The following is a 12554-nucleotide window of genomic DNA, read 5'->3' on the forward strand; positions in this document are numbered from 1 at the left end:
CGCGGGGCGGATCGACGTGGTCCGCCCCGCACTGCGCCTCGCGCTCGTGGTCGTCGCCGCCGCGCTCCTCGCCTCCGGTGTCGCCGCGCTCCGCAGCGGCCCGTCCTCCGAGGCCGGCGAGTGCATCGACAGCCGCACCCCGCAGGACCCCTTCGGCTGCGACCGCTGGGTGCTGACCGCGGCAGAGGGGGAGACCCCGTACACGGCCTGGGTCGAGGACGCCCGCGTTCGCCTCCGCTCGGAGAGCGTCGGGGGTGCGCCGACCCTGGTCGTCGGCACGGGCTGCCTCGTGGTCAGCGCCGCCTACCGGATCGACGACGGCGTGCTGGTCCCCGGCGACGAGGTGACCGGATCCGACAGCTGCTCCGACACGCCGAGCCCCGAGGCCATCCGGCTCCGGGCGCTCCTCTCCGGCCCGATGACGATCGGCGGCACCCCCGACGACGTGCTGCTGGACGGCACGGGCGGAGCGGTCGTCTTCTCGCGGATCCCCGACTGAGGGTCCCGGCGCCCTCGCGAGCCGGGGGAGCGCAGCGGATAGGATCGTCCCTCGTGGTCACCCGTCTCTCGCATCTGTTCGTCCGCACGCTCCGGGAGGATCCCGCCGACGCCGAGGTCGCGGGCCACCGCCTCCTCGTCCGCGCGGGCTACATCCGCCGTCAGGCGCCCGGCGTCTTCGCCTGGCTGCCGCTGGGACTGCGCGTCAAGCGCCGCATCGAGCGGATCATCCACGAGGAGATGGAGGCCGCCGGCGCCCAGGAGGTGCACTTCCCCGCGCTCCTGCCCCGCGAGCCCTACGAGCTCTCGGGCCGCTGGACCGAGTACGGCGACGGCGTGTTCCGCCTGAAGGACCGCAAGGACGCCGACTACATGCTGGCTCCCACGCACGAGGAGTTCTTCACGCTGCTCGTGAAGGACCTCTACTCCTCCTACAAGGACCTGCCCCTGTCGATCTACCAGATCCAGGACAAGTACCGGGACGAGGCGCGGCCCCGCGCGGGCCTCCTGCGCGGCCGCGAGTTCACGATGAAGGACGCGTACTCCTTCGACTACACCGACGCCGGCCTCGACGCGAGCTACCAGCGCCAGCGCGACGCCTACGAGCGGATCTTCGCCCGTCTGGGCCTGGAGTACGTGATCGTGCAGGCCGACGCCGGAGCGATGGGCGGCTCCCGGAGCGAGGAGTTCCTGCACCCCACCCCCGTCGGCGAGGACACCTTCGTCCGGTCGGCGGGAGGGTACGCGGCGAACGTCGAGGCGTACCGCACGCCCGTCCCCGCGGCGCTGCCCGTCGAGGGCCTGCCCGAGGCGCGCGTCTTCGACTCGCCCGACACCCCGACCATCCAGACCCTGGTCGACCTGGCGAACGCGACGCAGCCCCGCCCCGACGGCCGCGCCTGGACCGCCGCCGACACCCTGAAGAACGTCGTCCTCGCGCTCACCGCGCTCGACGGCACCCGCGAGCTCGTGATCGTCGGCCTGCCCGGCGACCGCGACGTCGACCTCAAGCGCGCCGAAGTGGCGTTCGCCCCGGCCGAGGTCGAGGCCGCCACGGCGGAGGACTTCGCGAAGCACCCCGGACTGGTCAAGGGCTACATCGGACCCTGGTCGGCCGAGGGAGCCGTCCTGGGCGAGGAGTCGGCGACCGGCGTCCGCTACCTGCTCGACCCGCGCGTGGTCGACGGCACCGCCTGGATCACCGGGGCCAACGTCTCCGGGCAGCACGTCCTCGACCTGGTCGCCGGCCGCGACTTCCACGGCGACGCCACCGTCGAGGTCGCGGACGTCCGCACCGGCGACGAGGCGCCCGACGGCTCGGGCCCGATCGAGACCGCCCGCGGCATGGAGATCGGCCACGTCTTCCAGCTCGGCCGCAAGTACGCCGACGTCCTCGGGCTGAAGGTGCTCGACGAGAACGGGAAGCTGGTCACCGTCACGATGGGCTCCTACGGCATCGGCGTGACCCGCATCCTCGCCATCATCGCCGAGGCCACCCACGACGACCGCGGACTGCTGTGGCCCGCGAACGTCGCGCCGTTCGACGTGCACGTCATCGCGACCGGCAAGGACGCGGCGGCTCTCGAGCTCGCCGAGTCGGTCGGTGCCTCCCTCGAGGCCGCCGGCCGCGACGTGCTGATCGACGACCGCCCGAAGGTCTCGCCCGGCGTCAAGTTCGGCGACGCCGAGCTGATCGGGGTGCCCGTGATCGTCATCGCGGGGCGAGGAGCGGCAGACGGGATCGTCGAGCTGTGGGACCGCCGGTCCGGCGAGCGCGAGCAGCTCCCGGTCGCCGAGGCGCTCGCCCGGCTGGGCGCCTAGACCCGACACGCCGAGGGCCCCGCCACCGCTTCCCGCGGCAGGCGGGGCCCTCCGTGCCTCGGCAGGAACCGCGGGTGGAACCCTGGGCCGCGTCGGGTACCCTTGAGGGCTGATCCGGGTGAGAGCCCGGCAGGCGAACGACCGCGGTCACCACCGCGGCATCCAAGTGAATAGAGAGAAAGGCCCGCCCGTGGACATCGACCTGAGCGTTCTGCGACTCATGGAGCGCGAGCGCGAGATCCCCTTCGAGGAACTCGTGCAGATCATCGAGCAGGCGATCCTGACCGCCTACCTCAAGCACATCGGCCAGGCCGACGACGCCGACAAGGCCACCGCCGTCGACGCGCGCGTGCACCTCGACCGCAAGACCGGTCACGTCTCGGTCTTCGTGCCCGAGCTCGACGAGGAGGGCGCCGTCGTGGGCGAGGCCGAGGACTCCCCGCGCGACTTCGGCCGCATCGCCGCCTTCGCCGCGAAGCAGGTCATCAACCAGCGCCTGCGCGACATCGCCGACGAGCACGTGCTCGGCGAGTTCAAGGGCCGCGAGGGCGACATCGTCGCCGGCGTCATCCAGCAGGGCCCCAATCCGCGGATGATCCACGTCGACCTCGGCTCCATCGAGGCGATCCTCTCGCCCGAGGAGCAGGTGCCCGGCGAGGACTACAGCCACGGACGCCGCATCCGCGTCTACGTCACGAGCGTCGGCCGCGGACCCAAGGGCCCGTCGGTCCAGGTGTCCCGCACCCACCCGTCGCTGGTGCGCAAGCTGTTCGCCCTCGAGGTCCCCGAGATCGCGTCCGGCGTGGTGGAGATCGTCTCCCTCGCCCGCGAGGCCGGCCACCGCACCAAGATCGCGGTGCGCGCGACCGAGCCCGGCGTGAACGCCAAGGGCGCCTGCATCGCCGAGCTCGGCCAGCGCGTGCGCGCGGTGACCGCCGAGCTCAACAACGAGAAGATCGACATCGTCGACTACTCCTCCGACCTGCCGACCTTCGTCGCCAGCGCGCTCTCGCCCGCCAAGGTGACCAGCGCGTTCGTGATCGACCAGAGCCTCAAGGCCGTCCGCGCGCTCGTCCCCGACTACCAGCTCTCGCTCGCCATCGGCAAGGAGGGCCAGAACGCCCGCCTCGCCGCCAAGCTGACCGGCGCGAAGATCGACATCCAGCCCGATTCGGTGATGGACGGGGAGTGATCCCCGAGCATCGGCCGTGCGGGGGAGCGGTCCCAGAGGGGAGGGAGTAGAGTGGAAGCCGTCAGAACGTGCGTCGGCTGCCGTCTGCGCGCCCCCCGGGCCTCTCTTCTGAGGCTGGTCCTCCACTCGAACGTCCTCGCGGTAGACCCGCGTGCCGTCCGTCCTGGTCGGGGAGCGTGGCTCCACGACACAGCCGACTGCTACGAGCTCGCGGTCAAGCGCCGCGCGTTCGGAAGAGCGTTCCGGACACGCGAGAGCGTGGACGCGAGCGAGCTGGAGCAGTACATCGCACGATCCGACCGGCTCGGCCCCTCGACCGGAGGGGCCGGAGCAGCGCACGATCACACCATAGAGAACAGGCAGAACGGCCCGTGAACTGATCATGAGCGAAGACTGATGAGCGGCTCGAAATGAGACCCGTCCGTTCGTGACGCCTGCCCCCGTCTTGGGTGCAGGCCCAAGACAGGAGAGAAGTGGCAAAACCACGCGTACACGAGATCGCATCCGAACTGGGTGTCGATAGCAAGGTCGCACTTGCGAAGTTGAAGGAGCTCGGCGAGTTCGTCAAGGGCCCGTCCTCGAGCATCGAACCCCCGGTGGCGCGCAAGCTCCGCCAGGCCCTCCAGGGCCAGGGCGGTTCCTCCGCGGGAGCGTCGGCGACCCCGACCGCCCCCGCCGCCGGCGCCCGTCCCGGGGCCCCGCGCCCCTCCGGCGCCCGTCCGTCCGCGCCCACGCCCGGCCCGGCCAAGCCGCCCGCTCCGGCGCCGGCACCGCCGATGTCTGTCGCCGAGCGCCAGGCCCAGGCTCAGGCAGCCCAGGAGGCCGCGGCCGCTCAGCGCGCCCAGGCAGCCAAGGACGCGCCCGCCGAGGCCGCCGCTCCGGCTCCGACCGAGGCCCCCGCGGCTCCGGCCGCCGCCGAGAAGCCGGCGTCCGGCGCGACCCCCGGCGGACCCAAGCCCGTGACCCCGCGTCCGGCTCCCGCCGCGAACACCCCGCGCCCCGGCGGCGCCTCGGGCGGCTCCAACCGCCCCGGCGGCACCCCGCGCCCGGGCAACAACCCGTTCGCCAGCAACCAGGGCATGGGACAGCGTCCCGCCGCCCCGCGCCCCGGCAACAACCCCTTCGCCAGCTCGCAGGGCATGGGATCGCGTCCGACCCCGGGCAACATCCCCCGCCCCGCTGCTCCGCGCCCCGGCGCGCCCCGACCCGGCGGACCCGGCATGGGCCAGCGCCCCGCCGGCTTCGGCCAGCGTCCCGGCGGACCCGGCGGCGGAGCAGGACGTCCCGGCGGTGCCGGTCGTCCGGCCGGCGGCGGCTTCCAGCGCCCCGGCGGCGCTCCCGGTGCCGGTGGCGGCTTCGCCCCGCGTCCCGGTGGCGGCGGCGGTCGCGGTCGCGGCCCCGGCGGTGGAACCGCAGGAGCCTTCGGTCGCGGTGGCGGCAAGAGCAAGGCCCGGAAGTCCAAGCGCACGAAGCGTCAGGAGTTCGAGCTCAGGGAGGCCCCGTCGCTCGGCGGCGTCAGCGTCCCCCGCGGCGACGGCAGGACGGTCATCCGTCTGCGCCGCGGCGCGTCGATCTCGGACTTCGCCGACAAGATCGAGGCCATGACCGGCGTGCCGGTGCCCCCCGGCAACCTGGTCACCGTCCTCTTCGCCCTCGGCGAGATGGCGACGGCCACCGAGTCGCTCGACGAGGCCACCTTCGAGGTGCTCGGCTCCGAGCTCGGCTTCAAGATCCAGGTCGTCTCGCCCGAGGACGAGGACAAGGAGCTCCTCGAGGGCTTCGGTCTCGACCTCGAGCAGGAGCTCGACGACGAGACGGACGAGGACCTCGAGATCCGTCCCCCCGTCGTCACCGTCATGGGTCACGTCGACCACGGAAAGACGCGCCTGCTCGACGCGATCCGCAACGCCAACGTCGTCGCCGGCGAGGCGGGCGGCATCACGCAGCACATCGGTGCGTACCAGGTCGTCGCGGAGCACGAGGGCATCGAGCGCCCGATCACCTTCATCGACACCCCGGGTCACGAGGCGTTCACCGCCATGCGAGCCCGCGGTGCCCAGGTCACGGACATCGCGATCCTCGTGGTCGCGGCGGACGACGGCATCATGCCGCAGACCATCGAGGCGCTGAACCACGCCCAGGCGGCCAACGTGCCGATCGTGGTCGCGGTGAACAAGGTGGACAAGCCCGACGCCAACCCGGCCAAGGTGCGCCAGCAGCTCACCGAGTTCGGGCTCGTCGCCGAGGAGTACGGCGGAGACGTCATGTTCGTCGACGTGTCGGCTCGCGCGGGCACCGGCATCCAGGACCTCCTGGACGCCGTGCTGCTCACCGCGGACGCCGGTCTCGACCTGCGCGCCAACCCCAACAAGGAGGCGCGCGGAGTCGCGATCGAGGCGAAGCTCGACAAGGGACGCGGTGCGGTCGCGACCGTGCTCATCCAGTCGGGAACGCTGCGCGTCGGAGACGCGATCGTCGCCGGAACGGCCTACGGCCGCGTCCGTGCGATGGCGGACGAGAACGGCAACGCCGTCCTCGAAGCCGTGCCGTCGCGTCCGGTGCAGGTGCAGGGACTCTCGTCCGTGCCCCGCGCCGGCGACACCTTCCTCGTCACCGAGGAGGACCGCACGGCCCGTCAGATCGCCGAGAAGCGCGAAGCCGCTCAGCGCAACGCCCTGCTGGCCAAGGCCCGCAAGCGCATCTCGCTCGAGGACTTCACCCGTGCTCTCGAGGAGGGCAAGGTCGAGTCGCTCAACCTCATCATCAAGGGCGACGTGTCCGGTGCCGTCGAGGCGCTGGAGGAGTCGCTCGTCAAGATCGAGGTCGACGACTCGGTGCAGCTGCGCATCATCCACCGCGGTGTCGGTGCGATCACGGAGTCGGACGTCAACCTCGCGACGATCGACAACGCGATCATCGTGGGCTTCAACGTCCGCCCCGACCCGAAGGCCCGCGAGCGCGCTGCTCGAGAAGGAGTGGACATCCGCTTCTACTCGGTCATCTACAACGCGATCGAAGAGGTCGAGAACTCGCTCACGGGCATGCTCAAGCCCGAGTTCGAGGAGGTCCAGTCCGGTGTCGCCGAGATCCGCGAGGTGTTCCGCTCCTCCAAGTTCGGCAACATCGCGGGTGTCATCGTCCGCTCCGGCACGATCACCCGCAACTCGAAGGCGCGCGTCATCCGTGACGGCGTCGTGGTCGGGGACAACCTGGCCATCGAGTCGCTGCGTCGCTTCAAGGACGACGTCACGGAGGTCCGTACGGACTACGAGGCCGGTATCGGACTCGGAAAGTACAACGACATCCAGATCGGCGACGAGATCGAGACGATCGAGATGAAGGAGAAGCCGCGAGGCTGATCCGCTCCACTGGAAGGCCCGGGTCCGCCCGGGCCTTCCGGCGTCTCACGGCGCTGTTCGTGCGGGATCGGGAGGGGACTCTCGTCCTCTCGCGCCCTGCGGGAGGAATCGGGGGCCGCCCGTGTCCCGGAGGTGCGCACCCTCCAGCGTGCGCTTCCGCACCTCCGGGCGTGGGAGGCCGGCCCCGATCAGACGTTCTTGCAGCGGTGACTGCGCCCGCTGAGCGAGCAGCGAGCCTGCGGGCGACGTCCGGCTCCCGATCCAGCACCTGAGCCTTCCCGCCCCCCCGATCCCCGAGGATCAGGGAGCCGCGAGGAGGCACCCCACCCGCGCCGTCGCAGACGCGCCCCACCCGCGCCGTCGCAGACGCGCGGTCGAGGGGCATCACGCCCCAGAAGCAAGGCCCCCTCGGACGCGACCGGTCGTCCGGGCGGAGAGTGGTTGAATGGCGAGCTGAACGGTTCGCCGAGAGAGATGTGAGGACCAGCCATGGCAGATCCGGCCCGGGCGAGGAAGCTCGCCGAACGTATCCAGGTGATCGTCGCGAAGCGGCTCGAGCGCGGTCTCCGCGACCCGCGCCTCGGCTTCGTCACCATCACCGATGTCCAGGTGACCGGCGACCTGCAGCACGCCTCGGTGTTCTACACGGTCTACGGCACCGATGAGGAGCGCGCCGATTCGGCCGCGGCTCTCAAGGCCGCCACCGGCATGCTCCGCACCGAGGTGGGCAGGAACATCACGTCCCGGCTCACGCCTTCGCTCGAGTTCATCCTCGACGCGGTGCCCGAGAACGCGAAGCACATCGAGGATCTGCTCGCCGCCGCGCGCAGCCAGGACTCGCAGGTGCAGTCGCTCGCCGCTCAGGCGGACTACGCCGGCGAGGCCGACCCCTATGTGAAGCCCCGCGAGGACGACGAGGACTAGGCGCCGAGCCCGAACACCGCGGAGCCCGTGGCGACGTCGACCGATTCCAGGACGACGACGACACGGGCTCCCGGCTCGAGCGGGGCCGGGAGGTCGACGGTGATCTCCGGGTCGAGCAGCTGGACCGAGGAGCGGGTGCGCGCCGAGGAGACGACGATCCCGCTGAAGGAGGCTCCTTCGCGGCCGCGGAGGACGGCGGCCTCGACGATCGCGGTCGCCGCACGGGAGGCGGCTCCGGCCCGGCGGTCGCTCGCGGCGAGGAGCGGCGGGAGCAGGGGCAGCGCCTCGCGCAGCTGCGACGGGATCGTTCCGCCCCGGGACACCGCGAGGCAGACGGCGAGGCCGAACCGGTCGACCAGGCGCCGCAGGGGCGCGGTGACGTGCGCGTACGGCGCGGCGAGAGCCGCCTGCGCGGGATGCTCCGGCGGGGCGCCGTCGAAGGCGGTGTAGTCGGCGCCGCGGAACAGGGTCGCCGCGGCGTACATGATGGCGAGCTGGGCGGGGTCGTCGGTGTCGAGGCGGCGCAGGTAGGCGCCGTAGGCCTCCTCCTCGGGCCACGGGACGCCGAGCGCCGCGGCTCGGGAGCGGAAGGCCGCGACGGTGGCGGGGTCGGCCTCGGGCATGGTCCGGAGGATGCCCACCCCCGCGTCGAGCATCATCGTCGCCGCCGCCATACCGGTCAGCAGCGAGACCTGGGCGTTCCAGCCCTCGACGGCCAGGGGAGCGCGGCGCTCGACCCGGTAGCCGCCGTCGACGGCGACGATCTCCTCCTCGGGCAGCGTCAGGCTCGCTCCTCCGCGCTCGGCCTCGCGCGCCAGGCGCTCGCGTCCGAACCAGGGGAGCAGGGCGAGGGAGGGGTGCGGATCGCCCGCGTCGACGCTGCGCTGCACGCCCTCGTAGTCGAGCCGGGCCACGCTGCGCACGAGCGCCCGCTCGAGGTGCACCGAGCTCGGCTCCGCCCGCTCGTCGAGGGTCAGCGTCCAGACCAGCGCTCGGCGCGTCTCGTCCGGCAGGAGCGACGCGGCCCCCTCGGAGAGGACCGCGGGGTGCAGCGGGACGCGGCCGTCCGGGAGGTAGTAGGTCTGGCCGCGGCGGCGCGTCTCGGCGTCGAGCGCTCCGCCGGTGCGGACGACCGCGGGCACGTCCGCGATGGCGTAGCGGAGGACGACGCCCTCCGACGTGCGCTCCAGGTGGAGGGCCTGGTCCAGGTCGAGCGAGCCGGGCGGGTCGATCGTCACGAAGGGGAGGTCCGTCCGGTCGACGCGGTCCTCGTCGTCCGCTCCGGCGTCCGCGTGCTCGGCCTCGGCCAGCGCGGCCGGCGGGAACGGGCCGGGCAGGTCGTTCTCGACGCGGACCGCGGCGAGGGCGCGCTGGACGTCCTGGGCGAGGTCGACGTCGAGGGCGCGCTCGACGGCGGCGTCGGGGCGGGGGAGGCGGAGGCGGCGACCGGTCACGGCGCCGACCCTACCCGCCTCCTCCGACGCGGACGGCGGTCGACGGGCCCTCAGGAGCCGGGGAGGAGGTAGCCGTCCTCCGGGCCGCCCGTCGCCAGGCCGTCGGCGAGGAGCCCGGCCAGGGCGCGACCGCGCTGGTCGGCGTCCGGCCAGAGAGACTCCACCTCGGCCGCGGTGACCGGGCCGTGCGCGGCGCGCAGCTCGGCGAGGATGAGGCCGCGGACCTGGCGGTCCGAGCCCTCGAACCGCTTCTGCTTCGCCTTCACGGGACCGGTGTGCTCGGGGTACCCCTCCGCCCGCCAGCGGCAGAGGTCGCGGATCGGGCACTCGTCGCAGCGCGGAGCGCGGGCGGTGCAGACGACCGCCCCCAGCTCCATCGCGCCCGCGTTGAAGGCCGCCGCCTCGGAGAGCGACTCGGGCAGCAGCGCCGACATCGCGGCGAGGTCGGCCCTCGCGCGGGGCGGGCCGGGCTCCGCCGCTCCGTCGACCGCGCGCGCGAGGACCCGGCGGACGTTGGTGTCGACCACGGGGTGCCGCCTCCCGTAGGCGAACACGGCGATGGCGCGGGCGGTGTAGTCGCCGATGCCGGGCAGCGCGAGGAGGGTCTCGACGTCGTCGGGGACCACGTCGCCGTGCTCCTCGGCGATCGCCACGGCGCAGGCATGCAGGCGCAGGGCCCGCCGCGGGTCGCCCAGGGACTGCCAGGCGCGCACCGCCTCGCCGCGCGGGCCGGCGGCGAGCGCGGAGGGTGTCGGCCAGCGCTCCAGCCACTCCGCCAGACGCGGGACGACGCGGACCACCGGGGTCTGCTGCAGCATGAACTCGCTGACGAGCGTGCCCCAGGCGGGGAAGCCCTCGCGGCGCCACGGCAGGTCGCGGGCGCTCGTGCGGAACCAGGCGGTGATCGCGTCGACGAGAGGGTCGGAGGGCATCAGCCCACACTAGGCGGCGGCGCGTATCGTGGGCGGATGACCAGGTGGGCTCCGCAGAAGGCCGATGTGCTCGACGCTCTCGCGGCGGAGGTGCTGCACAACTACGGGCGCGGACGGGTCAAGGTCGGGATCGACGGCGACGACCCCGCGGTGAGCGCGGCGTTCGCGGTCGACCTCGCGGAGGCGCTCCGCCGGGCCGGCAAGGACGCGATCGTCGCGCACCTCGCCGACTTCCGACGTCCCCGCGCCGATCGGGACGACCCCGCCGTGCCCGACGAGCAGCGCTCCTACGCGGCCGGGTACGACTACGAGCTCCTGCGCCGCGTGCTGCTCGATCCGTTCACCCTCGGCGGCAGCACCGGGTTCGTGCTGGCGGGCTTCGACGCGGTGCGCGACGAGGCGCGGCAGGCGCGCTGGCGGACCGCCGGCCGCGACGCGGTGCTGCTCGTCGAAGGCGAGTTCGCCCTCCGGCCGGAGCTGCGCGGAGCGTGGAGCACCAGCATCCGCCTCGACACGCAGGAGCCGCCGGTGGACGCGGCGTACCGCGCCACGACGGACCTGCGCCGGCTGGCGGGGATCCTCGTCGACGTCCGCGATCCGGAGCAGCCCCGGCGCCTCTTCGCCGACTCCTGCTGAGCCTCGGGACGGAGGCCGCCGCCGCGGGCGGCGTCCGTCCGACAGGGCCGCGGGCTCAGACCAGGGCGGCGCGGCGCACGACCTCCGCCGGCGGCACGAAGGCGCCCGCCCCCTCGACCTCGTGCACCAGGTCGACCAGCAGCTGGTTGACCGGTGCCTCGCGCCCGCCGCGGTGAGCGGTGCGGACCACGGCCCCGGCCAGGTGGTCGATCTCGCTCGGCACTCCGCGGCGGACGCTCTGCAGCGTCGACCCGGGGTTCGGCACCTCGCCCATCCGCGCGGCCATCCGGCGGGGGAGCAGCTCGACCAGGGGCAGGGGAGCGGCGGCCAGGGCGCGGACGGACGTGTTCGAGAGTCCCTGCAGCGAGCCGAAGCGGACGCCAGACGCGAAGCCCGTCCGGGCGGCCTCGCGCATCGACCGGGCGAGGACGCGCCGCAGCCCCGGATCGTCGATCGTCTCCTGGACCGAGAGCCCGGTGATCGCGGGCAGGGCGTTGACCTCGTTGATCAGCAGCTTCGTCCACTGCGCTCCGGTGAAGTCGTCGGTGACGGCGGTGGGGACCGCTTCGCCGAGCACGGCGGCGGCCCGTCGCACGTCGTCGTCGGCCGGGCGGCCGGGGACGCCGAGCGTGGTCGTGGCAGGAGCCGTGACGGTGACGCGGCCGGGTTCGAGGTGGCTCGCGGCGAAGAGGGCGAGAGCACCCACGAGCCGGGCGTCGCGCACCTGCCGGGCCGCCGCGGTGAGCCCGTCCAGTCCGTTCTGGACGACGACGACGAGGGTGCCGTCGACCGTGCGGCGGTTGGTGCGCAGCGCGTCCTCGGCGTCCTGCGCTTTCGTGCAGACGAAGGCGAGATCGGGCACCAGGTCGAGGGACTCGCCGCAGCGGACCCAGGCGGTGTGCTCGCCCCACGCCCCGTCGAGCCGGATCCCCGACCGGCGGATCGCGGTGAGGTGGTCGCCTCGGGCGGTGACCTCGACGTCGTGCCCGGCGCGGTCGAGAAGGGCGGCGATGGTGCCGCCGACGGCGCCTGCTCCGAGTACTGCGATCCTCATCCGGACAGCCTAGGACGGGCGGGCGAGGGCTCCGGCTCCACCCCGGGGGTACTCCCGATCCGTCCGTGTATCCTCGCACCCGTGCTCGAGACCCCCGCCCCGGCTCCGAACGGGATCCTCCTGCTGGACAAGCCCGGCGGCATCACCAGCCACGACCTCGTCTCGCGGACCCGCCGCCGCGCGGGGACCCGCAAGGTCGGCCATGCGGGGACGCTCGATCCGATGGCGACCGGGCTGATGATCCTCGGTCTCGGCCCCTCGACGCGCCTGCTCACCTACCTCGTCGGCCTCGACAAGCAGTACGAGGCGACGATCCGGCTGGGCTCCTCCACCACCACCGACGACCAGGAGGGCGAGGTGCTCGCCTCGGCGGAGCCCGCACTCGTCGCGGCCCTCGCCCCGGAGTCGGTGTCCGACGCGATCGCGGCCCTCACCGGAGCGATCGAGCAGGTCCCGAGCACGGTCAGCGCGATCAAGGTGGACGGCCGCCGCGCCTACGCCCGCGCCCGCGACGGCGAGGAGGTCGTGCTCGCCTCCCGCCCCGTGACCGTCTCGGAGTTCGCCGTCCTGGCGAGCCGCCCGGTCGAGGGGTTCCTCGACCTGGACGTGCGCGTCACCTGCTCCTCCGGCACCTACATCCGCGCGCTCGCCCGCGACCTGGGCGCGTCCCTCGGAGTCGGCGGC

Annotated in this window: 11 protein-coding genes; 8 read left to right on the forward strand and 3 right to left on the reverse strand. The window is 73.4% G+C overall.

The genetic code is table 11. The features are described 5' to 3' along the window. Positions 1 to 16 precede the first annotated feature (16 nt). From C5C33_RS01595 to rbfA, 6 genes are all read left to right on the forward strand, one after another. Positions 17 to 499, forward strand: coding sequence for a hypothetical protein (locus C5C33_RS01595; protein WP_104246574.1), 483 nt, complete (start codon positions 17 to 19; stop codon positions 497 to 499). Between the two features lie 53 nt (positions 500 to 552). Continuing rightward, positions 553 to 2319: a proline--tRNA ligase gene (locus tag C5C33_RS01600; protein ID WP_104225179.1), complete on the forward strand. Its 1767-nt coding sequence runs from the start codon at positions 553 to 555 to the stop codon at positions 2317 to 2319. Positions 2320 to 2509: 190 nt separating this feature from the next. Continuing rightward, positions 2510 to 3511, forward strand: coding sequence for a transcription termination factor NusA (gene nusA, locus C5C33_RS01605; RefSeq protein WP_104260218.1), 1002 nt, complete (start codon positions 2510 to 2512; stop codon positions 3509 to 3511). Between the two features lie 51 nt (positions 3512 to 3562). After that, positions 3563 to 3886: a YlxR family protein gene (locus tag C5C33_RS01610; protein WP_104225593.1), complete on the forward strand. Its 324-nt coding sequence runs from the start codon at positions 3563 to 3565 to the stop codon at positions 3884 to 3886. A gap of 98 nt (positions 3887 to 3984) precedes the next feature. After that, positions 3985 to 6870: a translation initiation factor IF-2 gene (gene infB, locus C5C33_RS01615; protein WP_104260219.1), complete on the forward strand. Its 2886-nt coding sequence runs from the start codon at positions 3985 to 3987 to the stop codon at positions 6868 to 6870. 489 nt (positions 6871 to 7359) lie between these two features. Beyond that, on the forward strand, positions 7360 to 7794 hold the full coding sequence (gene rbfA / locus C5C33_RS01620; RefSeq protein WP_104223052.1) for a 30S ribosome-binding factor RbfA: 435 nt from the start codon (positions 7360 to 7362) through the stop codon (positions 7792 to 7794). Here the strand turns inward: rbfA and C5C33_RS01625 are convergent. Next, positions 7791 to 9248, reverse strand: coding sequence for a ribonuclease catalytic domain-containing protein (locus C5C33_RS01625; RefSeq protein WP_104260220.1), 1458 nt, complete (start codon positions 9246 to 9248; stop codon positions 7791 to 7793). The genes rbfA and C5C33_RS01625 overlap by 4 nt on opposite strands. 50 nt (positions 9249 to 9298) lie before the next feature. Continuing rightward, positions 9299 to 10180, reverse strand: a complete 882-nt coding sequence (locus C5C33_RS01630) for an A/G-specific adenine glycosylase (protein WP_104260221.1) — start codon at positions 10178 to 10180, stop codon at positions 9299 to 9301. Between the two features lie 36 nt (positions 10181 to 10216). On the opposite strand from C5C33_RS01630, the gene C5C33_RS01635 reads away from it, so the two are divergent. Then, complete coding sequence (locus C5C33_RS01635; RefSeq protein ID WP_146085721.1) at positions 10217 to 10816, forward strand: hypothetical protein; 600 nt, start codon at positions 10217 to 10219, stop codon at positions 10814 to 10816. A 55-nt stretch (positions 10817 to 10871) separates the two neighbouring features. Here C5C33_RS01635 and C5C33_RS01640 read toward each other — a convergent pair whose 3' ends face one another. Next, complete coding sequence (locus C5C33_RS01640) at positions 10872 to 11870, reverse strand: ketopantoate reductase family protein (RefSeq protein ID WP_104260222.1); 999 nt, start codon at positions 11868 to 11870, stop codon at positions 10872 to 10874. Between the two features lie 81 nt (positions 11871 to 11951). Between C5C33_RS01640 and truB the strand changes: the two genes are divergently transcribed. Continuing rightward, positions 11952 to 12554 (forward strand): tRNA pseudouridine(55) synthase TruB (gene truB, locus C5C33_RS01645; protein WP_104260223.1); only part of this gene is annotated, 603 nt, incomplete at its 3' end.

The sequence above is a fragment of the Rathayibacter sp. AY1H3 genome (assembly GCF_002932015.1).